The sequence below is a fragment of the Shewanella sp. SG41-3 genome (assembly GCF_014164545.1).
In the GTDB taxonomy this organism is placed as follows: domain Bacteria; phylum Pseudomonadota; class Gammaproteobacteria; order Enterobacterales; family Shewanellaceae; genus Shewanella; species Shewanella vesiculosa.
Map to the genome: position 1 here is coordinate 66,446 of NZ_JACJFJ010000005.1, position 24,231 is coordinate 90,676.

21 protein-coding genes are annotated in these 24,231 nt (G+C 41.2%); 10 read left to right on the plus strand and 11 right to left on the minus strand.

Features of this window, described 5'->3' with window-relative positions; genetic code table 11:
* The 4 genes from H5164_RS11215 to H5164_RS11230 all read left to right on the plus strand — a co-directional run bounded on the left by H5164_RS11215 (position 1) and on the right by H5164_RS11230 (position 3,652).
* Positions 1–810 (plus strand): thiazole synthase, encoded by an 810-nt coding sequence (locus H5164_RS11215; RefSeq protein ID WP_182756162.1) that lies wholly within the window; start codon positions 1–3, stop codon positions 808–810.
* 1 nt (position 811) lies between these two features.
* Complete coding sequence (gene thiH / locus H5164_RS11220) at positions 812–1,927, plus strand: 2-iminoacetate synthase ThiH (RefSeq protein WP_182756164.1); 1,116 nt, start codon at positions 812–814, stop codon at positions 1,925–1,927.
* Between the two features lie 88 nt (positions 1,928–2,015).
* Positions 2,016–2,303 carry a chemotaxis protein gene (locus H5164_RS11225; protein ID WP_124018173.1) on the plus strand — a complete coding sequence of 96 codons (288 nt, stop codon included), beginning with the start codon at positions 2,016–2,018 and terminating at the stop codon, positions 2,301–2,303.
* A gap of 2 nt (positions 2,304–2,305) precedes the next feature.
* Positions 2,306–3,652: a putative metalloprotease CJM1_0395 family protein gene (locus H5164_RS11230; protein ID WP_182756166.1), complete on the plus strand. Its 1,347-nt coding sequence runs from the start codon at positions 2,306–2,308 to the stop codon at positions 3,650–3,652.
* 152 nt (positions 3,653–3,804) lie between these two features.
* Here the strand turns inward: H5164_RS11230 and H5164_RS11235 are convergent, their stop codons facing one another.
* The 8 genes from H5164_RS11235 to cmoA form a co-directional block, all read right to left on the minus strand.
* The gene (locus H5164_RS11235; RefSeq protein ID WP_124018175.1) at positions 3,805–4,704 is read right to left on the minus strand and encodes a LysR family transcriptional regulator; all 900 of its coding nucleotides are present in this window, start codon (positions 4,702–4,704) and stop codon (positions 3,805–3,807) included.
* Positions 4,705–4,819: 115 nt separating this feature from the next.
* Positions 4,820–5,944: a DUF3541 domain-containing protein gene (locus H5164_RS11240; RefSeq protein ID WP_182756168.1), complete on the minus strand. Its 1,125-nt coding sequence runs from the start codon at positions 5,942–5,944 to the stop codon at positions 4,820–4,822.
* Complete coding sequence (locus tag H5164_RS11245; protein WP_182756170.1) at positions 5,922–7,733, minus strand: hypothetical protein; 1,812 nt, start codon at positions 7,731–7,733, stop codon at positions 5,922–5,924. Before H5164_RS11245 ends, H5164_RS11240 begins: the two co-directional genes overlap by 23 nt.
* A complete protein-coding gene (locus H5164_RS11250) occupies positions 7,696–8,652 on the minus strand; it encodes an alpha-L-glutamate ligase-like protein (RefSeq protein WP_124018178.1) in 957 nt (318 codons plus the stop codon). Before H5164_RS11250 ends, H5164_RS11245 begins: the two co-directional genes overlap by 38 nt.
* Entirely contained in the window at positions 8,652–10,160 is a 1,509-nt protein-coding gene (locus H5164_RS11255) for an inactive transglutaminase family protein (RefSeq protein ID WP_124018179.1), read from the minus strand. The genes H5164_RS11250 and H5164_RS11255 overlap by 1 nt, the downstream gene beginning before the upstream one ends.
* Positions 10,161–10,168: 8 nt before the next feature.
* Positions 10,169–10,939, minus strand: a complete 771-nt coding sequence (locus H5164_RS11260) for an ATP-dependent zinc protease (protein ID WP_182698564.1) — start codon at positions 10,937–10,939, stop codon at positions 10,169–10,171.
* A 25-nt stretch (positions 10,940–10,964) separates the two neighbouring features.
* A complete protein-coding gene (gene cmoB / locus H5164_RS11265; RefSeq protein WP_182756172.1) occupies positions 10,965–11,957 on the minus strand; it encodes a tRNA 5-methoxyuridine(34)/uridine 5-oxyacetic acid(34) synthase CmoB in 993 nt (330 codons plus the stop codon).
* Positions 11,954–12,685, minus strand: coding sequence for a carboxy-S-adenosyl-L-methionine synthase CmoA (cmoA, locus tag H5164_RS11270; RefSeq protein ID WP_124018182.1), 732 nt, complete (start codon positions 12,683–12,685; stop codon positions 11,954–11,956). The genes cmoB and cmoA overlap by 4 nt, the downstream gene beginning before the upstream one ends.
* A 567-nt stretch (positions 12,686–13,252) precedes the next feature.
* Here cmoA and H5164_RS11275 point away from each other — a divergent pair.
* From H5164_RS11275 to ruvB, 6 genes are all read left to right on the plus strand, one after another.
* Positions 13,253–16,069, plus strand: a complete 2,817-nt coding sequence (locus tag H5164_RS11275; protein ID WP_182756174.1) for a transporter substrate-binding domain-containing protein — start codon at positions 13,253–13,255, stop codon at positions 16,067–16,069.
* A 171-nt stretch (positions 16,070–16,240) separates the two neighbouring features.
* Positions 16,241–18,016, plus strand: a complete 1,776-nt coding sequence (gene aspS / locus H5164_RS11280; protein WP_124018184.1) for an aspartate--tRNA ligase — start codon at positions 16,241–16,243, stop codon at positions 18,014–18,016.
* Between the two features lie 125 nt (positions 18,017–18,141).
* The gene (locus tag H5164_RS11285; protein WP_124018185.1) at positions 18,142–18,894 is read left to right on the plus strand and encodes a YebC/PmpR family DNA-binding transcriptional regulator; all 753 of its coding nucleotides are present in this window, start codon (positions 18,142–18,144) and stop codon (positions 18,892–18,894) included.
* Positions 18,895–18,901: 7 nt separating this feature from the next.
* Complete coding sequence (gene ruvC / locus H5164_RS11290; RefSeq protein ID WP_124018186.1) at positions 18,902–19,423, plus strand: crossover junction endodeoxyribonuclease RuvC; 522 nt, start codon at positions 18,902–18,904, stop codon at positions 19,421–19,423.
* On the plus strand, positions 19,420–20,037 hold the full coding sequence (gene ruvA, locus H5164_RS11295) for a Holliday junction branch migration protein RuvA (protein ID WP_124018187.1): 618 nt from the start codon (positions 19,420–19,422) through the stop codon (positions 20,035–20,037). Before ruvC ends, ruvA begins: the two co-directional genes overlap by 4 nt.
* Positions 20,038–20,067: 30 nt before the next feature.
* A complete protein-coding gene (ruvB, locus tag H5164_RS11300) occupies positions 20,068–21,072 on the plus strand; it encodes a Holliday junction branch migration DNA helicase RuvB (RefSeq protein WP_124018188.1) in 1,005 nt (334 codons plus the stop codon).
* Between the two features lie 190 nt (positions 21,073–21,262).
* Here ruvB and gloA read toward each other — a convergent pair whose 3' ends face one another.
* From gloA to H5164_RS11315, 3 genes are all read right to left on the minus strand, one after another.
* Entirely contained in the window at positions 21,263–21,673 is a 411-nt protein-coding gene (gene gloA / locus H5164_RS11305) for a lactoylglutathione lyase (RefSeq protein WP_124018189.1), read from the minus strand.
* A 591-nt stretch (positions 21,674–22,264) separates the two neighbouring features.
* Positions 22,265–23,041: a hypothetical protein gene (locus H5164_RS11310; protein WP_182756176.1), complete on the minus strand. Its 777-nt coding sequence runs from the start codon at positions 23,039–23,041 to the stop codon at positions 22,265–22,267.
* A 382-nt stretch (positions 23,042–23,423) separates the two neighbouring features.
* A complete protein-coding gene (locus tag H5164_RS11315; RefSeq protein WP_124018190.1) occupies positions 23,424–24,161 on the minus strand; it encodes an SDR family oxidoreductase in 738 nt (245 codons plus the stop codon).
* Between the last annotated feature and the right edge of the window lie 70 nt (positions 24,162–24,231).

Below are 24,231 nucleotides of genomic sequence, written 5' to 3' on the forward strand. Positions count from 1 at the left end.
ATGTTAACGATAGCCGATCATCAATTTTCGTCTCGATTATTCACTGGGACGGGAAAATTTTCAGATCACAACACTATGTTACAAGCTATAAACAGTTCGGGATCGCAGTTAGTTACCTTGGCGATGAAGCGGATTGATTTAACCCGCGGCCATGACAATTTACTCGGGCCGCTGCAAAGTATGGGGGTAAAGTTATTACCTAATACCGCGGGTGCGCGTAATGCCAAAGAAGCTATTTTTGCTGCCGAACTGGCTTATGAAATGCTTGGCACTAAATGGATTAAACTTGAAATTCATCCAGATCCTAAATATCTCATGCCAGATCCTATTGAAACATTAATCGCGGCTCAACAATTATGCGAACAAGGCTATATTGTCATGCCTTATGTGCATGCCGATCCTGTGTTATGTCGCCGATTAGAAGAAGTCGGCTGCGCCGCAGTGATGCCTCTTGGTAGCCCCATTGGCAGTAACCAAGGCCTGGCCACGGAAACCTTTTTACGCATTATCATCGAACAGGCCTGCATACCTGTGATCATTGATGCTGGAATTGGTGCACCCTCGCAAGCCTGCAGAGCAATGGAAATGGGGGCTGCAGCCGTATTGGTTAATACCGCGATTGCAAGTAGTGCTTATCCTCAGCAAATGGCGAAATGCTTTGCTGATGCGGTCGCGACAGGAAGACAAGCCTACCTTGCAGGATTAGGGGCTGTGAATCATCACGCCGATGCAACCAGTCCATTAACCGGATTTCTGACAGAAGCATCAATCAATTCACTGACGCAGTCAGTGAACATCAAGGAGGGTTAGCATGTCATATTCAAGCGTATTTACGCAATTAGCCCCCGATGCATTATCGATGAAATTGTATTCGACTACCGCCAAAGACGTTGAATTGGCTTTGCAAAATCCAAACGGCAATCTTGATAGCTTGTTGGCACTATTATCTCCTGCCGCAATGCCATATATTGAACCGATGGCGCAGCAAGCAGTTCTGCTGACTCGAAAGCGATTCGGTGCCAATATCGGTCTTTTCTTACCCTTGTATTTATCAAATCTGTGCGCCAATGAATGTGATTATTGTGGCTTTAGCATGAGCAATAAGGTTAAGCGTAAAACCCTTAACAGTGATGAACTCACAGCAGAAATGGCTATTATCAAACAACGTGGCTTCGATTCGATATTACTGGTGTCTGGTGAACACGAAACCAAAGTTGGAATGGGGTATTTTGAGTCGGTATTACCGTTAGTTAGCAAGGCTTTTAATTACGTGGCAATGGAAGTTCAACCATTGGAAACAGAACAATATCAGCGTCTTGGTAAGTTAGGTGTTGATGCCGTTATGGTATACCAAGAAACTTACCGGCCTCAAACTTATGCAAAACATCATACTCGCGGTAAAAAACAAGATTTCGTTTATCGCTTAGATACCCCAGATCGAGTCGCAAAAGCAGGGATCGATAAAATAGGTTTAGGGGTATTACTTGGCTTAGATGACTGGCGACTCGATGCATTGTTAATGGGACACCATCTTGATTATTTAGAAAAAACCTACTGGCGCACTCGTTACAGTATTTCATTACCTCGGTTACGTCCATGCACTGGTGGTATTTCACCTAAGGTTGAATTAACCGATGCCGGATTAGTGCAATTGATCTGTGCATTTAGGTTGTTTAATCCGCAACTTGAAATCAGTTTATCAACACGTGAACTGCCGTCGTTAAGGGATAATTTACTGCCATTAGGGATTACCCACATGAGTGCCGGAAGCTCAACTCAACCTGGTGGTTACATGGCACCTGACAGCCAACTTGATCAATTTGAGATCAGTGATAATCGCTCTGCAGAGCAAGTGATAATCCAAATGAGGCGACGAGGATTGAATCCCGTATGGAAAGATTGGGAGATGGGCTGGAATAATGATTAAAGTTTAAGATTGGTTTGCTTATAAACTGTACATATTAGTCGGTTTAGATCATACTAAATGAAAGTTTTTATGATCAGGAGTCGTCATTATGCAAGTTCAATCAGCGTATTCGTCTGGTTTACAAGGTTTACAAAGTGCTCAGCAAGGTTTAGCGCAAGCAACAACATCTGTAGCAACGCCAGATCAGCAAAAGCCAGCAGTCGCTAATGCATCAACTCAAGATACTGTGACACTTAGTTCACGTGCAGTTGATCAAACTGACACCACAGCAGCTTTAGTCTCTGCAACTCAATCATCGAATCAAGCTCAAGCTTCAACACGAGTGATTGAAGAGGCTTCTGAAACAGTGGGTAGTTTGATTGATATAGAAGTGTAAACATGAGTGCGCCAATGGTTTCTGCTAACATTGGTTCATTCATTAATGCTGCCCATCACAATACAATATCCGCAGAAGCTATTCACACCAGTAGCGTTGCAAACAACAGTCTTAAAATCTCTGCTATTGAAACTACTAGTCATATTAAACCCACTAGTATTAATCCAATCAGTACCAAGTCTATCAATACTGATACTGGTGTCGGTCAAAATTCCACTTCTCAACAACACGCTTATCAGCCACAAACGGCTCAAGCTACAGCGAGTCAAACTGCTGCAGCAGACAAAACTCAATCTTATAAAATTGTCGGTTCTGATCCACTTAATAGTTATAACCTAAAGAGCGGTCCTGCGAATCTGGCTGGCGTATTGAATAATTCGTCCGTGCCAGCACAGGCAAGCGTCACACTTGCTGAAAAATCAGTCAGTGCAGATGTTACAACTAATATTTCAAGTGATGCGGCAAATACGCAACCGCCAGTAGTTAGAGCTATTGCGGCAACAAATGACACAGTAGCGGATCCCTTTGCTGCTGAGTCTGATTCACAATCAGCTCCTCAGGTATCAAATAATCAAGATGAAACAGCTACACAGCAAGTTGAGCAACAGATTGTAAAAAAGCAACAGCAAATAGAACAAGCTCAAACAAAGCAGATTGAACAACTTGTACAACGAGATACCGAAGTTAAAACTCACGAACAAGCTCATGCAGCAGTGGGTGGTAGTTTAACTCAGAGCCCTAGTTATCAATATGAAAAAGGGCCAGACGGCCGGCGTTATGCCGTAGAAGGTGAGGTGAGTATTGATGTGTCGCCTGTTTCAGGCGATCCTAAAGCAACATTAAGTAAAATGCAGAAGGTATATGCGGCAGCGATGGCGCCAGTGCAACCATCAATGGCAGATATTCGTGTGGCTGCGCAAGCGCTACAAAACATGAATGAAGCAAATAAACAGTTGATACAAGACCGCCAGCAAGATACTGGTTCAACACTGAATAATCAAACCTCAGCTGAGAGCGGCAATATTTTTACTCGCGCACAGAATCAACAGCCATTGACTCCAGCAACTAACTCAAACAACTCTATCGCGCCAAATAGTAGTGTTTTGAAAATAGACACAACACATGGTATTGATAACGCAAATATCAATTCATTGTCGTCTAAGCGTCCTGTATCTGCAGCACAGGGTAATGAGGCACTGGTTAATAATGGTCTTGCTAATAATACAGCTACAAATAATGCGGTGACAAATAATAACAGTAATGCCGAACGAGACTCTAATCGTCAAATACAAACGTCTTTATCTTCATCAGAACGCGAACAATATCAATCGATTGAAATTTATGTGTAGTACTTCAGCACCTCGTGCTGATTTAATCCATTCAACCTGTTCACGATCAACTCAAACATTGGCTCATCTGTTAATCGGAATGTGAAATTCGTATTATAAATTGTATTGTGAGTATCTTCAGTGACTTAACAAATAGCCTTTGCTGCTCAGCATTAGCCATTAAAGGGTAAATCATGTTGTTTCAAAATGAGGCTTTCTAATAATTTACACGCGGGTCCTTGTTGATCTCGATTGGGAATGACCAAGTTAAGCATTATTTTGCGCTGATAACTGCCACGTAAATGTAAGCGGATAAGCTGTTTATTGGCAATTTCTTGTTCAACTAAAAAGCTAGGTATCCAACAAAAGCCAATATTACGGGCCAGAATACTCTTTGCTTCATGAAAGTTAGAGACGGTCCAACGTTGTTCTGCTTTTAACCACCCAATATCATTACTGGCATTAATTCCGGTATCTTTAATGACAATTTGAAGGTGCTGGGCTAATTGCTTGTCATCTTCAATTAAAGTCAGTGTTGCCAGAGGATGATCCGGATGGCAAACCAGTTCAAAACTTAATTCACATAATGGTTCAGATATATGGCCTTTAGGTGCGGTGGCACAAATAGCAATATCAGCTTGATTATTATTGATAAGTTCGTGGGTACCGGAAATAACAGAATCAATAATGGTTACCCGAGTACCACGGCTGTCCGGTAAAAATTCTCTCAATGATTCCACAAGATTGTCCATTGGGTAAACAATTTCTCTGGCAATAGTGAGGTTAGGTTCCCAACCTTGGCCTAAATTTGAGGCCAGTTGTTCAAGTTCTTCAACAGATTGAGTTAGGTGGCGAGAGCGACGCAATAACACTTCACCTTGCTCAGTTAAATATGCTTTTCGACCTTTGACTTCGAGTAGATTGATCCCCAATTGATGTTGTAACTTGGCCACGGCATGATTTAACGATGATTGGCTTTTGTTGAGTTTTTCTGCCGCTTGAGCATAGCCGCCAAAATCAACAACAGCTTGGACTATTCGCCATTGTTCTAAGGTTGATTTTGCTCTGCTCATTAAGTGCTCTCTTTATTGTTGGCTGAAAATGAAGGAAACTAGCGTATTTTTTATCATAAAAAAGGCAAATGCACTGCAGCATTTGCCTCAAATATATCTTGGCTAGTATTGAGTGTTATTTAGCATTGTTCAGAGAAGCTTTAGGCTTCACTAATTTTGGTAAGTACTTTTTAGTACTCGCAATATTATTTAAATACGGACCTTTGTGTAATGTTTCAGGCCAATTTAATAACATCATTGCTAGCACGTTTCTGTGTTCACCAGAAGATAATTCAGCTTTGCCATGTGGTGACGGGATCATCATGATTTTTGGATTATAAGCCGCAATCACGTGTTGTTTCACTTTATCCACAACTGGGTTATCGCCGTTACCCGTAATTAAGAAACTAATCCCAACTTCAGTAATAATATCTTCAGTCGTATCGGTCAGAATACGATCAATATTTTTCTCAAAGTAATCTAAAATCCACTGATATTCTTTTGGATCGACAGGGTGTTGATAATACTCGCTGGCAGAAAAAATAAAGTGAGTCATACCATAGACTTTGTTTTTATATTGGCCTTTTTTGAGTTTATCATCATTGCTATCTGGATAGGTTTTAATAAAAGCTTGTTTGTAAGCTTGGTAATAGTCGCCAACGCCGATTTGTTTGGCCCAATATACATAGTTAATTAACTGCGCGGCCCAAGCCTTAATCATTTTTGTATCAGTGAAAGCAGGCTCTAAATTAGCATTTTTTAAGGTTTTTATCATTAAATCATGACAAGGTCCGGTAAAACCAAACTCATCCACTCGACTGGCATAGCGCAATAGCACGTCGGTATATAACATAAAATTAGGGTAGGGAGCGATGGCTTCTTTACGGGCAATAGCCCGTGGGCCTGAACCTAATTTATCTGCCTCAATTTTTGATTCACTTTTAATAAAACCGGGCTTATCCAGATTACATGAATAGTAAGCTTGACGTTCAGCAATAGTGAGGAGATCAATTAATGAGCCGTTAGCGTATTTGGGTTCCCCAGTCATACGGAATTGGCGTATAGCATAGTGGCCTTGAACTCGTGGGGGTAAGGAGTAAAGGTTGGTTTCTAAATTGGATTTTATGCCTTGATAAACTTGTTCAGCTGTTAAAGTATGGGCGGTTTTTTCTGCCGATTCTTTTGCGAAAGCCACACTACTAAACAACGTAGCTGACAATAGTAAATACGAGAGTGTTTTACTCTTGCGTAGTTCCAGCATGTTTAAATCTCCTGATAAGTGAATGTGGGTCAATCGGTAAGCCTATAAGCTGCTCGAGTTGATCGTTTAAGGTTAAATGTGTTTCATTGACTACCAGTAAATTAAATATCTCTCCAGTCGATATATAGGCTGGTGTTTGATTCATAATTAGCTGAGTCAATGCGCTTTGCCATAGCGGAAGATAATAATTAACTCCTTCATTAGCAATAGCTTGATAGCTGTATATTGCATCTGTTGCTTGCGGCCATTGTTGACCAAAACTTTGTTCAAAGTACGCTGATAGCTGCTGGTTATGACTTAACCATGTGTCCTGTTCTGTGTTGTTGAAGTCGCCATCATATTGATAAAAATCCAGTGCAACCTTGGCTCTAAATACCCATAACTGTTGCTGATATTGAGCGACTAACTGATATCGTTCAGAGATACTTTCTAATTTAAGCTGCTGTTTAATATAGTTAACTAGCCACAATGTTGCAATGGCGTGAGCATCCGTATTCTGGGCTTTATGGTTGAGAAAATAAAACTCTCCACCTTGTGCTAAGGATACTATTGCTTGGCTTAATTGGTTAATTAATTTTTGTTGTTGTGTTGCACGGGTTAATTGTGGTGGAAAGCTGAGTGCATATTGGCCAAATTGATGACCAACGACGGTTTGTTTTATCAATTGACCATTAACGTCTTGACGAGATTGTTGATCCGCTTGTGGATAAGTAAAAATTTCACCGAGTAAGCGTTGTTGATGCCATACCCGAATAATCTGGGTTTCATTTAAGCTGTTTTGTTGACCATCATCAGATGACGTTTCTCCCTCTACTCTCGGCTTTTCGATTGTGATGAGTTCAAATTTAAGGTTAAGAGGCTTAAGACTGGTGAATATTTGCTGTAGAAATACATTTGTTGTCATCATTTCCATACTAGATGATTTACTTATGTCACTTAACGTCTGGGCAATATTCCAGGGCGCAATATTGATATTGGCCGTTTGGCTATCTAAAAATTGTTGTAATAACTGCGGCGTTAAGCGATGAGAGGCCAGCTGAGCTTGAGCTGTATTGGCATATCCTTGACGATGGGCTTGCTGCTGTTGCAGAAAATGGATTGATTCAACCGCTGCTGCCTGTTGTTCTTTAGCGCGAGTTTGATAGGCGAGCCAGGCTTGTTTTCTGCAGTATTCTTTGGGTTGTTTAATTAAGTATTTGGCAATACTGATATCAATATTCGTATTTTGGGTAGGCTCAGTATCTTGATGCTTGTTTGTGGTTTCTGTTCGTTGTGGTAACACACAATCTTGTTGATTAAATTGCAGGGTAAAGTGTTGCTGCGATAACGCTTGATCTATGCTGGCTTGGGCACCATGCAATTTTGATTTTTCGATGACTGGCCATTTTGCACGTTTTATGGTCTCTAAACGTTGTCCTAATTGGTTATAAGGCGGAGCAAGGTAGGGCAATTGGTCAATGAGATATAAGGTTTGTGGTGCGCTAACGACAGCATTAAGTTCATCAGCAAGGTGAAGTTGGCACCATAATAAGCCTTGTCTATTGATGCTGTTATTGGCAAAAGGGCGATAGTATTGAATTCTGTCGTTAATATTATTTAACGCTAGTGTATTTTTTTCAAATGCAACTGCTCGTTGCTCAACAGACTGAAAAGAAACAAGCGTCTGTTGTGCTAAATCTGGTTGATATTGTAAGCACTGTTCGATGAACAGTGCTAAAGGATTAGCCACAGCATGTGTTGTGGCTAAAAGATTAAAAAATAGGGTTGCTACAAAAATGCTTTTTAGCATAAGCCACACGTTCCTCAACTGACATTGCTGAGCTATTCATCGCTTCAACATGCTTAAGTCGAGGTAAGATCCCTCTTCCATTGGCAATTTGAATTGTTAAACCGGGTCGGGCATTCAATTCGAGTAACAATGGGCCTTTGTTTTTATCTAGCACCATGTCAGTGCCTAAATAGCCTAATTCACACATTTCATAAGCACTAGATGCCGTGTGAAGTAAGGTTTCCCAATGAGGAACGACTATGTTCGACAGCGGGAAGTGGGTATCTGGGTGTTTATCAACGGGCACGTCAAATTGCACCGCGTGTAAACTGTTACCGGTAGCAATGTCTAAACCAACACCGACAGCGCCTTGGTGCAAGTTTGCTTTACCGTCAGACGCCGCCGTCGATAATCGTAACATTCCCATGACAGGAAAACCTTTAAAGACAATTAAGCGGATGTCAGGGACACCCTCATAACTTAACCCTTCAAAGACCGGATCAAATTCAATTAATCCTTCGACAATCGCCACATCAGGCTTACCACCAAGTGAAAATAAACCACTTAAAATATTAGATACATGGCGGTAAATTTCATTCTGAGTCACTTCATGGCCATTAGGTTTATAATAACAACCATTGCTCACCCTAGTGATCACCATAATACCTTTGCCACCAGAACCTTTGGCAGGTTTTATCACAAAACCACTGCGGTCAAGGACCATTGCTGGTATTTCTTGGATTTTATGTTGCTGATGAACAACCCCAATTAAATCGGGAACAGCAATGCCATTAGCAAGCGCAAGTTGTTTAGTTATTAGCTTGTCATCAACGCGTTTATAAAACTTACGCTGATTATAACGACCAATATAGCTAATATTGCGCCTGTTCATGTTGAGTACACCGCTACGGCTCAATTCCCAGGGCCAGGCGTACTTCATTATTGTTCTCCAACTAATGGTCTAAAGCGTTTTAACTCAGTTAAACGGTAACCTGTGTACTGTCCCATTACTAATACCAACGCTAAGATCACTAAATGGATCCCTAAGAAGTTGAATACCCAATGCTGAACTAATTGGTTGTCCATAGCTAAGTAAGCCAATGTCGCCACAAATAAGCTACCACCACCAGATACAAAGACTTTTTTAGGGCCTTCTTCTTCCCAAAGAATCGACATACGTTCAATGGTCCAAGCCAGAATGATCATCGGGAAGAACGTAATGGTTAAGCCTTCACTTAAGCCTAATTTGAATGAGATTAAGGTAAATAAGCCGATAATAAAAATAACCACAATAATAACCGCCGATATTCGGGATATGAGCAGTAAGTTAAGTGTCGACAGATAGGAGCGGATCATTAAACCAAAGGCAACAATCAGTAAAAAACCAATTAAGCCAGTGAGTAGGGTGGTTTGAATAAATGCCAAGGCGATCAATACCGGCATAAATGTACCCGATGTTTTGATGCCTACAATCACTCGCAAGAACACGACAACTAATACTCCAATGGGTATTAATAAAATGCCTTTAAATGTGCTTTGTTCTTCAAGTGGTAACTGATACAGGGAGAAATCCATGGCATCGTCATTCATCATCATGTCGATAGATGTCGCTAATGCTGAACGAGTATCTTGTAGCATGGAGAAGTTAACTAATGAATTAGTACCTCCCATAACATCAAGAACTGGGTGACCTGCGTATTCCCATAATACTAAGGTATTATCACGGCCTTTCTTGTTGTTAGGTACATCAAAAAGCTCCCATTGACCGTCATTATACACTTGAACATATGATGTCAGTTGTTGGCGACGGCGCTGATCTTCAAGTTGTAAACCGTTCACTATGCGTGCCGGTACACCTTTAGAGTGCAACATGTGGACAAACAAATTGGTTGAAGTGTTAGCCGATAGTAGCAAGGCCATATTTTGGCTTTGGTTATTATCATTAATCAAATTCATTAATTGCTGAGCAAAAGACAAATTCGTTGCACTACGAGCCCATACTTCTTCAATTATTTGGTCGGCTGCTGATTTCTCAGTAGCAGGCCATAAATAGGGTTCAGGTGTTACAGGTTCCTGGTCTGCTTCGATAGTGAGTTTACCGGTTGGAACCAAAGTTACGCGATAATATAGTGCTTGTGAGCCTGTCGCTTCACGAATCGACCATATTGCCCGACGATTATTGGCATCGGCTGAAATGTTTAAGCCATAACCTGGCGATGATGCGTTTTCAACTAAAATATCAAATGCAGGATCGTCAGGTAATGAAAAATTGACTTCAGCAGGTTCATTGTTGCCATTGAAACTAATTTTAGCGTCCACGGCCCAACTTTGAACCTGTTCACCAGGTAAAAAAGGCACATTGTGTTCAATACCACGGTATATGCTGGTACTGATCCCGATGATAAATAGCAGCGCAACGAATATGTAAAACGGTTTACGAGAATGCATTACGGATCCTACTTAATTAACGTGGTAATTTGGTTTTTGTCTTTACCATGAATGTAGATTTGACCTACATCAACAATGGCAATATCTTTCATAAACTTGCGACCGAGTAACAAAGGATAATCAAGATGGCTTCGATCCGTTAAATTTAAATCAGTTTCGGCGGCATATTTACCTATTTTCAAATGGGCATGAATAACCGGACGACGATCATCATCTGAATCTGCATCTTGTTTAATACGAACAAAGCGCTCTACTTTAAATTCAAAAGTATTTTCTGGTTGATCTGCATTATTAGTGACGACGCCGAAACGAACCCATTGTACGCCTTCGCGTTCAAATAACACGATATTGCGCGCATCCAAAGATGATGACTCGGCACCGGTATCAATACGGGTGGCAAACTTTGCTTTTAACTCATCAATAAAAACACTTTCGACTTCGCCAAGGAGAAATTTCTCACCAATAAGACTTTCAGGGCATTGTAGTGGCACTGAAACCGGTTTGGAGACTGGAGGTTGAACTATTACCGTTTTTGGTTTCTGACTCATTGCAGTGCTGACTTGCGTCTTTAACTTTCTGACTTCATCAGAAAGCGCACTAATATCGGCAATGTGCTGACTGCTTTGTGAATGTATAGCATCAATAATGACGGTTTGCGAAACTTGCAAACTGCTATTCAAATCAGCATTGGTTAGCGGAGGTGTTATTGGTTTTTGAGTAGTTGTACAACCCGATATGAGGGCCGCTACAACGGATAGAGCAATTACCTGCTTTAACATGTCAATTCCTGTTGAATAGTATTATTTACACTAAATCGTGATTCGGTTGGTTCTTTGTTGCAATGATGATGGCTCTCTTGGGAGCGGGATAACCTTCTACAGTTAAACTGACATCATTTGGATCGAGATAATCAACTAGAGATTCATTTTTCATCCATTGGGTACTACGTTGTTCCGCAAGCGAGGTAATATCGATGTCAACGCATCTAATATCAATAAACTCGCATTTTTTTAACCATAGCATTAAGGCTGCAACAGATGGGATAAACCAAACGTTGTTCATTTTGCCGTATCTATCTTGTGGAACCAATACCGCGTTTTCGTCGCCATCTATTACCAGTGTTTCAAGTACCAGTTCACCACCAATTCTTAATTGGTCTCGTAATTGTAGTAAATGATCGATTGGTGAGCGACGATGATAAAGCACTCCCATTGAAAATACGGTATCAAAGGCATCTAAAGCTGGTAACTCTTCGATACCAAGAGGCAATAAGTGCACTGGGTGTTGATTACCCGCAATGCGTTTTATTGCTTCAAACTGGCATAAAAATAACGGTGACGGATCAATGCCCACAACACGCGTTGCCCCAGCCCCTAACATGCGCCACATGTGATAACCACTGCCACAACCGACATCTAATACAGTGCGATTTTTTAAAGGCGAAATATAATCTTTAACCCGATCCCATTTCCAATCGCTGCGCCATTCGGTATCAATTTGAATACCATGAACGGAAAATGGACCTTTACGCCATGGTTGAAAAACGGCCAACAAATTAGTTAGTTTTTCGGCTTGTCCCGAGCTGAGTTGCTCTCCGGTTCCAATGGTCACACTACTGCTAAAATCTATACTATCGGGTTGCGGATAATGTAATTTATTGAGCACTTTTTCCCATTTGGGTAAGTTACCGTGTTTATGATCTCTCTGCCATTTACCTAAAATTGCCGGTAACGTTTCTAACCAGTGTTGTAGGTTAGAATCGGCAATGTCTTTATAAAAAGAGCTGAAATTGATCATTTAATCGCTACCATAGATGCAAAGTTAAAACATTGAAACCAAACTGAGAAGTGACTAAAGCCGTTTTCGGTTAAGCGTTGTTGATGAACATTTAAGCTGTCTGGACGCATCACGTTTTCTAATGCACTGCGTTTCTGACTGATTTCGAGCTCACTATACCCATTTGCGCGCTTAAAATCTAAATGCTGTTCATCTAATAACTGTTGTATATGATTATCTTCAAAGAATAGCTTTTCCGAAATGACTAATATTCCGCCCGGAAGCATGCCATCGTAAATACGTTTTATTAAAGCATCGCGATCATGAATAGGCAAAAATTGTAGGGTAAAGTTTAGCACCACCATCGACGCATTTTGAATGTCAATTTCTCTGATATCGGCACACAGTAAATTTACTTTGATGTCGCTGACATATGCCGCAAGGTTTTCATTACAACGGTCAATCATCGACTGACTGTTATCGACCGCGTATATCTGGCATTGACGGCCTTCAATTTGACGACGAATACTTAAGGTTGCTGAGCCTAACGAACTGCCGAGATCATATATATTGCTGCTAGGTGTGACAAATCGATGAGCAAAATCACCAATAGTATTGATTATTTGGGCATAACCAGGAACAGAGCGGCGTATCATGTCATTAAATACACCTGCAACACGTTGATCAAATTGAAAATCAGTGATTTTATCTGTCACATGAGCGTATATCTTATCTTGTTGGGAGTTCATGAGTTGCAATGTGAAAAAATGATAGCAGTATTTTAACTAATCATGATGAACGGCAGCAAGTATTCTACGGCTAATTTGTACGTTTTTTTTGATATATTTAACGATATAATAGGTAGCGAAGGTTCTGAATGCTTATTAATGCTGATAATATGTACAAAGAGCTAAAAAATTAATTTCTATTCATAAATTTAGCACGACACAAGATAGATTAATGATATTATTTAACCTTGTTACAAAACAGCAACAAAAATATACGCCATATCGTTTTTGTGTATTTGTGTATTTGTAACCAACATTAGCAATATTTTTCATTTGCGACATGTATTGATAATGATATTAACAAGGTCTTTTGGTCGCCTCATATCGGGATCGTCATCGGTTAAAATGCCATCTTCACCTTGGTCTTGTGTGTTGATGCACAGCACACTGCTATGGATGTTAATCAAGCTTGTTAATCAATTGGCAACATGGACAAGTAATGCCTGAAAAGTCTCATATTGACTCCATTTTGGATTTATTGCATGAGTTGTTGGTTGTTATAACAAGTGAAAGTATTAGGGAAAAAACTTGAAATTTATACCTTGGATATTCGCAATAGTATTTGCGTTAGCATTATCACCTGCGCAAGCAATGCATTCAGATAAAGTCGATACTTCAGTACCATTGGTGATAGTGATGGGTGAAGATACTTATCCATTTGAATATTTAAATGAAAACGGTACTCCTTCAGGTATTTTGGTTGATTTATGGCGTGAGTGGTCTGTCATTACTGATACCAAGGTGCAATTTGTATCGCGACACTGGCAGCAGTCCCTTGATCAACTTGAACAGCGACAGGCCGATATTCACATCGGCATGTCTAAAAATAGTGCGCGTCTCAAAAAATTTGATTTTGCCAAGCCATTCACCTCAGTAAATTCCTACTTATTCGTTCATAAATCTCTCAATAGTAAAAAACAAATTAGTGACTTAGTGCCTTATCAAATAGGTGTTGTGACAGGATCATCCCATGAGGCAACATTATCAGCGCTAGAGCCAAAGCTGAGCTTTAAGCACTATCAAAATCGTGAACAATTATTACAAGCTGCCGTGAATGGAGAGTTGTTTGTTTTTGCTGGTATGGAAGGCTATCAACGTAATTTGACCTTAGAGCAAGATATCGCGGCGAATTTTTATAGTTCGTCACGTATTCCTATTGAAAAAATCAATATATCACCTGCAGTAGCCAAAGGTGATCAAGACCTTATTAATAAAATTAATCATGGTTTTGAATTAATACCACCTAACGTTATCCAACAAATAGAGCGTCGTTGGTTAGGCTATCATCGACAAACATCGGGTGTCATTATTGCGATGCAAAATGGCGTTGAACCTTATGTCGATATTGGTACCGACGGTTTGCCACATGGCATGTTGGTCGATTTATGGAAATTATGGTCAGAAAAAACCGGTATTAATGTTGATTTTGTGGCTGGTGACATGAACAGCAGCATTGATGATGTTAAACGTGGTGTTGCTGATGTCCATATTGGTTATCCTGAAAGCAAAGATATGCGTACAGGTTTGAAACAAGCTTGGCATATTATTTCAGTCAAAAGTCGTTTTTTTAGTGCTAACTTAAGCATCAATAACATTGAAGATATTGCGATGCGAATCGGTGTATTTCCAACGGCACCTTATATTAGTGAGATGAAAAAAGCGTTTCCCAAAGCTCAGTTACGTTTTTATGATTCATTAGACAGCATGGTAAAAGCGGCTCAGAATAAAGAGATCAGTGGTTTTGTGTCTTCTGCAGCGATGGCATCGCATTACTTGCTGGCAAATAAACTGTGGGCAGAATTTCGTCAATATACGGATATCGAATTTTCCACCGATATGTATGTCTTAACCCGGATTGATGACAGCGGTCTAGCGGACCGAATTCAAGCCGGTTTTAATTTAATCTCTGTTGAAGAACAAATGCAAATAGAGCGTAAGTGGTTAATTAATCCCGATGATCGTTTTTTTGCCAATTCAGCCCATAACATTAAATTGACGACCCAGCAAAAGCAATATATCAGTAGCTTAGGAGCCATTAAAATGGGTTACCTAAAAAACTGGGCGCCGATGGAATTTCAAGGGAGAAATGGTGAATTTTTAGGGATTAATGCAGACATTAAAAATTTATTAGTCAAACAACTTAATTTAACGATTATCCCTGTGCCTTACGATGATTTTCGCCAAATGATAGATGATCTTATTAAAGGCGATATTCATCTTGTTGCCAGTATGGCCAAAACCCCTGAACGCGCAAGTAAACTGGCATTTTCATTAGTCTATTGGCCATCTCCTTGGGCAATAATCACTTCTTTAACTCAACCTCCCATTTTTAATATTTCACAAGTAACCGGAAAACGCTTAGCGGTTGTCGAGGGGTATCAGATTGTCGATCAGTTGCGTCAGCAATATCCGGGAATAACATTAGTGTTTGTTGCAGATACTAAACAGGGAATGGCAGCCGTGCTTAATGGGTCGGCGGATATGTTTATAGAGCAGGTGGCATCATTAGCGACAACCTTAAAAAGCGGCCAATATCCCAGTTTGAAAATGTCGTTATTAGCTGAGCTTACCGAGCAACATAGCCACATTGGTTTATTTCCAGGGGTTAAAAATTTGGTGCCTTTAATTGATAGGGTTCTTGCCACTATTGATGAAACTGAACAACAAAATATGTACCAAAAATGGGTATCATTAGATCTCAACAGTGACACAGTACAGTATCAACCTTGGTTTAAATATTTGGTGATTGTTCTGTCTATTATCACCCTCGTTGCCATTGTTATACTCGTGTCAAGTAGACGCTTAAATATTGAAATTCAAAAGCGCGCTAAAGTAGAAGAAGACCTAAGGTTTATGGCCAGTCATGACAACATAACGGCTTTGCCTAACCGATATATTTTCGAAGATAAATTAGCGCAAACAAGCCTAGTTCATCAGCGAGATAAATTAAAATTTGCATTGTTGTCTATCAATTTGGATGGCTTTAAAGTCATAAATGATAAACATGGCTATCATGTTGGTGACAAGTTACTGCAACGTATTGCGGTGCTACTGACTCGCCATTTGAAAGATTCTGATACTGTAACGCGGTTTGTAGCAGATGAATTTGTGATGCTATTAAATCAGATTGAAACCAAAGAAGATGCCCGCCAAGTTGCGGAAAACATACTCAGCACGTTAAAAAAACCGCTGCTAATCGGTGATGTCAGTATTACTATTTCTGCCAGTATCGGTATCGCCATATTTCCAGATGATTCTGATAACGCTGCCTCATTATCGAAAAAATCAGATCAGCTCATGTATCAGGCTAAAAAAGTAGGTGGCCATCAATATAAAATGAGCTAGTTTTGATTGATGGTTTTTCAGTCAGTCAATCCAGTTTATTCGCTATAGGTCTGGTTAATTGCCTTAATCTGATTGATACTTCAATGCATAAGTTTGAGTCACGGTATATAATGCCGTTTTTATCATTTTCGATTTCCAAAATACCGCTTTGTGGATAAAGGATAGAGTTCAATGCGCAGTCATTATTGTGGAGACATTAATCCGTCTCATCTAGGTCAAGAAGTTACTTTAGTCGGTTGGGTAAACCGTAGTCGCGATTTAGGCGGAGTTGTGTTTTTAGACTTACGCGATAGAGAAGGGCTAGTTCAAGTTGTTTTTGACCCAGATCTAAAAGACGTTTTTGATATAGCCAGCACATTGCGCAGTGAGTTTTGTGTTCAAATTAAAGGTGTTGTGCGCGCTCGTCCAGAAAGCCAAGTCAATTCACAAATGAAAACCGGTGCGATTGAGATTTTAGGTACGCAACTGACAGTGATTAATGCATCAGCTCCGTTACCTTTAAGCATGGATAATTATCAAAATAACAGTGAAGAACAACGCTTAAAATACCGTTATTTAGATTTACGTCGTCCAGAAATGGCCGAGCGTCTTATCTTCCGCGCTAAGGTCACCAGTTCTGTTCGTCGCTTCTTAGACACCAATGGTTTCTTAGACATCGAAACGCCGATTTTAACCAAAGCGACCCCAGAAGGTGCACGTGACTATCTGGTCCCAAGCCGAACGTATAAAGGTCAATTTTTTGCGTTACCTCAATCCCCACAGCTGTTCAAACAGTTGTTAATGATGTCAGGTTTTGACCGTTATTATCAAATCGTTAAATGTTTCCGCGATGAAGATTTACGTGCCGATCGCCAACCTGAATTTACCCAAATCGATATCGAAACATCTTTCATGTCTGCTGAACAAGTCATGGAAAAAACTGAGCAAATGATGCGCGGTTTATTTCACGATTTATTGAATGTTGATTTAGGCGATTTTCCGCGTATGACTTACGCCGAAGCCATGAAGCGTTATGGTTCTGATAAACCCGATTTACGTAATCCACTTGAATTAGTTGATATTGCTGATTTAGTTAAAGACGTCGAGTTTGCGGTATTTAATGGCCCAGCAAACGATGTTGAAGGCCGCGTAGCCGCATTACGTATTCCGACAGGCGCATCATTATCACGCAAGCAAATTGACGATTATACCAAGTATGCGGCAATTTATGGCGCGAAAGGCTTAGCGTGGATGAAGATAAATGACTTAGCTGCAGGTATTGAAGGTATCCAATCTCCTGTACTTAAGTTCTTAACTGAATCGATAGTTAACGATATTATCAGTCGTACTAATGCACAAACAGGCGATATCATTCTGTTTGGTGCCGATAAAGCCAATGTTGTTGCCGAGGCTATGGGAGCATTGCGCTTAAAAGCAGGTGAAGACTTTAAGCTGCTTGAAGGTCAATGGCGTCCAATGTGGGTTGTTGACTTCCCTATGTTTGAAAAAATTAACGGCGGTTTCCACGCTGTTCATCATCCTTTTACCGCTCCTCGTGGTATGAGTGCTGAACAGTTGGCTGCAGATCCTGCTGCAGCAATTTCAGATGCCTATGATATGGTGTTAAATGGCTGTGAGTTAGGTGGTGGTTCAGTTCGTATTCACAATGCTGAAATGCAAAGCACAGTATTTAATATTTTAGGTATTGAAGCTGAAGAAGCCAAAGAAAAGTTTGGTTTCTTACTTGAAGCATTGCGTTATGGTACTCCGCCACATGCTGGTTTAGCATTCGGTTTAGACCGTATTATTATGTTAATGACCGGCGCCAGCTCCATTCGCGACGTGATGGCTTTCCCGAAAACGACTACCGCTGCATGTCCGTTAACCAATGCTCCAGGATTTGCTAACCCAGTACAACTCGCTGAGTTAGGCATCGCCGTGGTTGAAAAGGTTAAAACAGAAGAGTAAAGCGCTAACGTTAGCCATTTGCTCGCCCTTAACAGGGGACTACATACCGAGGCTTTTGCCTCGGTACGTTTTTTACAAGTAAACGAGTTTACTTGGTACGTCCTATTGAATAGTAAGGAGATACAATGGCTGGACACAGTAAATGGGCCAATATTAAACACCGCAAAGCAGCACAAGATGCTAAACGCGGCAAGTTATTCACCAAATTCATTCGTGAACTGACCGTCGCGGCCCGCGAAGGCGGTTCAGATGTTGATGCCAATCCTAGATTACGTGCTGCAGTTGATAAAGCCTTATCCAATAATATGACTCGCGATACCGTTGAACGCGCCATAAAACGCGGTGCAGGTGAGATAGATGGTCAGCAACTAGAAACTATTATTTATGAAGGCTATGGACCTGGTGGAACGGCGGTGATGGTCGAAACCATGACAGATAATCGCAATCGTACTGTTTCAGGCGTGCGCAATGCCTTTAATAAATCGGGCGGTAATTTAGGCACCGATGGTTCTGTTGCCTATTTGTTCACGCAATCAGGTATTATTTCTTACGACAGTGATATCGATGAAGACAGCTTAATTGACAGTGCCTTAGAAGCGGGTGCAGAAGATGTTATCACCCATGAAGATGGCTCTATCGACGTTTTTACTACGCCAGAGGCCTTTGGCAAAGTCAAAGATGCACTTGATAGTGCGGCTTTTGGGGCGGTTCATGCTGAAGTGACCATGGTAGCGTCATTAAAAGCAGAGCTCGATGCCGATACGGCTGAAAAGTTTTTACGTTTAATTGATAACTTAGAAGATCATGATGATGTACAAGAGGTATATCATAATGCTGAGATTTCAGATGACGTTATGCAAGCGTTAGATAACGCATGAGGCATCAATGGCCATTATTTTAGGTGTTGACCCGGGTTCACGTATTACCGGTTATGGGGTGATCCAATGCCAAGGCCGTCAACAGATTTATCTTGGTAGTGGCTGTATTCGAACATCCGCCGATGAGTTACCGCAACGCTTACAGCAAATTTATGCTGGCTTATGTGAAATCATTACCCAATATCAGCCCGACGAGTTTGCTATCGAGCGGGTGTTTATGGCCAAGAATGCGGATTCTGCCCTTAAACTGGGCCAAGCGAGAGGTGCGGCGATTGTTGCTGCAACCTGTGCTGGTTTACCGGTTGCAGAATACAGTGCAACACAAATAAAAAGTGCCGTAGTTGGCACTGGCAGAGCTCAAAAAACGCAAGTACAACATATGGTGAAACAATTACTTAAGCTACCAGCTTCACCACAAGCTGATGCGGCCGATGCATTAGGAGTAGCAATATGTCATTTTCATACTTATCAAAGTCTTATCGCTATGGGCGGTAAAGCCAGCAGCAGAACATATGGAAGATACAAATGATAGGTCGATTAAGCGGTATTTTAGTTGAAAAGCAAGCGCCTGAAGTGGTGCTAGACGTTAATGGTGTAGGCTATGAATTACAAGTGCCGATGACCAGTTTTTATGAATTACCTGCGTTAAATCAAGCTACCATGTTATTTACCCATTTTGTGGTGCGCGAAGACGCTCAGTTGCTTTATGGTTTTATCACCAAACAAGAACGGGCGTTATTTCGTTTACTGATTAAAACTAATGGTGTCGGCCCTAAGTTGGCGTTAACGATTTTATCAGGTATGACTGCATCTGAGTTTGTATCATGTGTTGAACGCGATGATATTGCCACCTTAGTGAAATTACCTGGAGTGGGTAAGAAAACGGCTGAACGTTTAGTGATTGAAATGCGCGATAAGCTTAAAAGTTTGCTTGAAGCTTCTGCCGGTTCTGAGCGCGAGTTTATGCTACAGAGTAATTACACCCCCGCGCCAGCAGCTGAAAGCGCTGAAGAAGATGCTATTTCTGCCTTATTATCTTTAGGCTACAAGCCCGCTCAGGCCAGTAAGTCGGTTTCTGCGGCTTTTAAGCAAGGTATGAGTTCTGAAACGTTAATTAAAGCTGCTTTAAAATCAATGTTATAAGTATGATATGCATAAACAGGGTACGTAAAAATGATTGAAGCTGATCGCCTGATCCAGCCGCAAGTACAAGGTCAAGATGAACTGATTGATCGTGCTATGCGCCCTAAAATGTTGGATGAGTATACTGGTCAAGATGACACTCGTGCCCAGCTTAAGGTTTTTATACAAGCTGCGATAAATCGCCGCGAGGCCCTTGATCACATGCTGATTTTTGGCCCTCCAGGTTTAGGTAAAACAACCTTAGCAATGATTGTCGCCAATGAGATGGGGGTGAACATCAAATCCACTTCTGGCCCCGTGCTCGAAAAAGCCGGCGATTTAGCGGCCTTGTTAACGAATCTTGAAGAGGGTGATGTACTGTTTATCGATGAAATACATCGGTTAAGCCCTGTGGTTGAAGAAATTCTTTATCCGGCGATGGAAGACTACCAACTGGATATTATGATTGGTGAAGGCCCCGCAGCACGTTCGATTAAATTAGATTTACCGCCATTCACGCTTATTGGGGCGACCACTCGAGCTGGAGCACTAACATCACCACTGCGGGCGCGTTTTGGTATTCCACTGCGTTTAGAGTTTTATAATGTTAAAGATCTTACCACTATCGTGACACGCTCAGCGAATGTGATGGAGCTTGAGATTGATCAGCAAGGTGCGATTGAAATTGCCAAACGTTCACGAGGCACCCCGCGAATTGCTAACCGTTTATTACGCCGTGTTCGCGACTATGCGGAAGTTAAACATGATGGCAAAGTCACCCAAAAAGTGGCCGAATATGCACTTGATTTGCTTGATGTTGATGAGCAAGGTTTCGATTACTTAGACCGTAAACTCTTGCTAGCAATTATTGATAAATTTATGGGTGGTCCAGTAGGATTAGATAACCTTGCTGCCGCGATAGGTGAAGATAGAGAAACGATTGAAGATGTATTGGAGCCTTTTTTAATTCAACAAGGCTTTATTCAGCGCACTCCTAGAGGACGAATAGCCTCCCAGCGTGCCTACGATCACTTTAGTTTGCTAAAGCCAGAATAGTCAGTCTCAACGGGTTAACGTTGAATCATTAATTTTGCTTTGTGTTTTGGGTATAAGATTAGCCCCAAATTTTTTAATCAATTGTTTATCAGCATATTATCCGCTGCATGCTTATTGCAGCTAACAAAAAAGCCAGCAATTCGCTGGCTTTTGTTATTTTTACTTATCACCAATACTAAGACGTACCGTATTAACCTAAAGCTGCAGTTGCTGACTTTTTCTGAATTAATTCAATTTTATATCCATCAGGATCTTCAACAAAAGCGATTTCAGTGCTTCCGCCTGCAACCGGCCCTGGTGCTCGGGTGACTTTACCTCCTGCTGCAGTTATTGCATCGCAGCGGGCATAGATATCTTCTTCGCCAATGGCTAAGTGACCAAAAGCATTACCTAAATCGTAACTGTCGACACCCCAGTTATAGGTTAATTCAATCACAGCTTGGCCTGTGGTTTCTTCGCCAAAACCGACAAAGGCAAGCGTGTACTTGTATTCTGGGTTTTCTGATTTACGCAGTAATTTCATCCCCATTACATCAGTATAAAAAGTGATGCTGCGATCTAAATTGCCTACGCGGATCATCGTATGAAGTAGTTGTGACATGATATACTCTCTTATTAAAAATTTATCTGACTGTATCAAGCTCAGATGCTAATGAAAAGTCTGGCGGTTAATACCCATAAAATTTTGCTTTAGCTCACATTTGTGAGGATATTTTTTGGGTTAACTCATAAAAAGCGTTATTCTTGCAGTATACACATTTGGAGGCAAGACAATGACTACAGAATTAAAAATGGCTTTAGGCACAACAGTTGTAATCGCAATTTGTTTCAGCGCATTTTTTGTGTCGATGTTTTAAGCACCCGCAAAAAATAGATAGCTCCATTTGACCCAATGCCAAATGAACGTACAGCATGTTAATTGAGAAGTTAATATGCTGTACGTTTTTTTATAAACTCTCAAAGTGCTTTTGGTGCTTTGAGAGTTTATTTTTTACAAATCTTGTTTTGCAGACAATTCCCACAAGGCTTCAAAAATACAAACGCCACCGAGAGGTTTTGTCGCTAAGCACAGTTCACTGGTCCTGAAGTGTTCGATGGTTGCAGATCCAACGTGACATTTCATCGGCTCTGATCACGCTAATTTCTGGACGCCTAATTCAGTTTTAACTGCAATATAACGACGAGAAAGGTGCTAACCAAACTTGTTTTCATGATGTTTTAAGGTTAATTCTACCCGTTCCAATGCTGTCATGATCATCGCCGCAATTGATGGCGATTGGTTTTTAATAAACAATGTTGACGAATGAGCCGCACATAACACTTCAGCACCGCTCCATTGCTCCGCTAGATCCGCGACCCAATGCCGAAAATCATCAGCAGCGCCTTTGCGTCGTTCCAATGTTTTCGACAGTGTCATATGAAAAGCCAATTCTGGACTTTTTAAAAAACGGAGTAAACCGGGTAATTGAAAGTACATTAACGTGTCGTCAACGTGAATGGTTTTTGACTCTTTGTGGTAAGCAAGCACCGATGAAAAATGTAGGTGCTCGTTTTTGGAAATAAAATCGACCCCGCGGGGCACTGAAAATTCAAAATCCTCTGAAAACAAAGCAGCAAACTCGTTTGAATTGGTTAACTCTGTTTGCCATGTTAGGTTGGGTAATTTATCGATATGGCGCTGCGTGCCATAGAGTTTTGCGTGTGGATAATCGCCATGTATTTTTTCAATATGCACTGTATGGAATGGATGCAAGTTAATAATCGCTTCAATGTTGACTCCATTGTTGGTCAGTGAATCGACTTGCTGTTTAATGTCGTCTTGCATTTCATAAGCGTCGAGCAAAACAAACTTGCCGTTACCGCGCTTTACTAAAGAAGCGTGTGTTCCAATATTTAGTAAACCGAAAATATTAAACTCACCACGAATATTCCAAAACTCATCTGAAATTTTTAATATTTTGTCAGTCATAATTAATACTCATTGTTTGCTTCTCCTCAGGATAATTCACCAGGAATGATAAACAGAGTGAAGTAAATTGTTATTTACTTCACTCCGACGGCTTATTCTCTAGTTGCTAGGCTCTTATGTTTTATCTGCTATCTAAAATAGCGACACAGAGACCGAAGAGCAAAAAGGATTTGCAGAGAAATGACAACATAAGCACTCAGGCAAGGGATACTTCTGATCTAGCTTTTTTCCTCTGGCCCGACAATCCGTTTGAGTCCGCATGCTAAAAATCGCTCTCTTGTGCTGGCTTACAATGTAACTGGTTCAACAGCAGACCTAAGCTGCTGTGATTTTTATCATGCCAGTTTGCATCTTGCTCCTGTCTAATAGAGTGGCTTTGCGCTTACAGTGGCTGCCTAGTGGGACGAATGATAATCTCGTTGACATCAACATCTGCCGGCTGCTCGATGGCATAAGCAATTGCTCGTGCAATTGCATCAGGGTCAATGGCCATCTCGTACATTTCATCAACACCTTTGGCAGTATCGGGGTCGCTGATTTTACTGGTCAGCTCGGTCGCTACGGCACCAGGCGAAATATTGGTGGAGCGGATTTCCCCATTGCCTTCTTGACGAATGCCTTCTGATAGCGCCTTGACGGCAAACTTGGTAGCGGAATAAACGGCGGACGCGGGAAATACCTTATGCCCGGCTACCGACGAGAGATTAATAATGTGGCCAACATGCTGCTCGCGCATGGTCGGCAGCACCGCGGCAATGCCGTAGAGCACGCCTTTGATATTGACATCAATCATTTTCTCCCATTCGTCGACCTTGAGTTCATCGAGGGGCGATAGCGGCATCAAACCAGCGTTGTTGACCAGCACGTCGATGCGGCCGTAAGCTTCCTTCGCCGCCTTGGCCAGCGACTCGACTTGAGCGCGGTCAGTGACGTCGGTAACCTGATAAATAGCTTCACCCCCCTGATCCTTGATCGTGTCACGCAGCTCCACAAGGCGTTCCTCGCGGCGGGCAGCAAGCACCAGTTTAGCGCCACCCTTTGCCAGGCGTAGTGCTGTGGCTTTACCCAGACCACTGCTGGCACCGGTAATGATAACGACTTTGCTATTGATCTCTGACATGGATTTTCTCCTGTTGAAATGAATGATTGAATTTTATACGTTAACTGTTCCAAGCTTAATGTTACGCCAG

Excerpts from the sequence above, each read along its gene's own strand:
- cmoA (WP_124018182.1), bottom strand. The coding sequence starts at position 12,685 with ATGAACTCCCAACAAGATAAGATATACGCTCATGTGACAGATAAAATC.
- ruvB (WP_124018188.1), top strand. The coding sequence starts at position 20,068 with ATGATTGAAGCTGATCGCCTGATCCAGCCGCAAGTACAAGGTCAAGAT.
- H5164_RS11245 (WP_182756170.1), bottom strand. The coding sequence starts at position 7,733 with ATGCTAAAAAGCATTTTTGTAGCAACCCTATTTTTTAATCTTTTAGCC.
- ruvC (WP_124018186.1), top strand. The coding sequence starts at position 18,902 with ATGGCCATTATTTTAGGTGTTGACCCGGGTTCACGTATTACCGGTTAT.
- thiH (WP_182756164.1), top strand. The coding sequence starts at position 812 with ATGTCATATTCAAGCGTATTTACGCAATTAGCCCCCGATGCATTATCG.
- ruvA (WP_124018187.1), top strand. The coding sequence starts at position 19,420 with ATGATAGGTCGATTAAGCGGTATTTTAGTTGAAAAGCAAGCGCCTGAA.
- H5164_RS11285 (WP_124018185.1), top strand. The coding sequence starts at position 18,142 with ATGGCTGGACACAGTAAATGGGCCAATATTAAACACCGCAAAGCAGCA.
- H5164_RS11310 (WP_182756176.1), bottom strand. The coding sequence starts at position 23,041 with ATGACTGACAAAATATTAAAAATTTCAGATGAGTTTTGGAATATTCGT.
- H5164_RS11260 (WP_182698564.1), bottom strand. The coding sequence starts at position 10,939 with ATGTTAAAGCAGGTAATTGCTCTATCCGTTGTAGCGGCCCTCATATCG.
- cmoB (WP_182756172.1), bottom strand. The coding sequence starts at position 11,957 with ATGATCAATTTCAGCTCTTTTTATAAAGACATTGCCGATTCTAACCTA.
- gloA (WP_124018189.1), bottom strand. The coding sequence starts at position 21,673 with ATGTCACAACTACTTCATACGATGATCCGCGTAGGCAATTTAGATCGC.
- H5164_RS11315 (WP_124018190.1), bottom strand. The coding sequence starts at position 24,161 with ATGTCAGAGATCAATAGCAAAGTCGTTATCATTACCGGTGCCAGCAGT.
- H5164_RS11225 (WP_124018173.1), top strand. The coding sequence starts at position 2,016 with ATGCAAGTTCAATCAGCGTATTCGTCTGGTTTACAAGGTTTACAAAGT.
- H5164_RS11215 (WP_182756162.1), top strand. The coding sequence starts at position 1 with ATGTTAACGATAGCCGATCATCAATTTTCGTCTCGATTATTCACTGGG.
- H5164_RS11230 (WP_182756166.1), top strand. The coding sequence starts at position 2,306 with ATGAGTGCGCCAATGGTTTCTGCTAACATTGGTTCATTCATTAATGCT.
- aspS (WP_124018184.1), top strand. The coding sequence starts at position 16,241 with ATGCGCAGTCATTATTGTGGAGACATTAATCCGTCTCATCTAGGTCAA.
- H5164_RS11255 (WP_124018179.1), bottom strand. The coding sequence starts at position 10,160 with ATGCATTCTCGTAAACCGTTTTACATATTCGTTGCGCTGCTATTTATC.
- H5164_RS11235 (WP_124018175.1), bottom strand. The coding sequence starts at position 4,704 with ATGAGCAGAGCAAAATCAACCTTAGAACAATGGCGAATAGTCCAAGCT.
- H5164_RS11250 (WP_124018178.1), bottom strand. The coding sequence starts at position 8,652 with ATGAAGTACGCCTGGCCCTGGGAATTGAGCCGTAGCGGTGTACTCAAC.
- H5164_RS11240 (WP_182756168.1), bottom strand. The coding sequence starts at position 5,944 with ATGCTGGAACTACGCAAGAGTAAAACACTCTCGTATTTACTATTGTCA.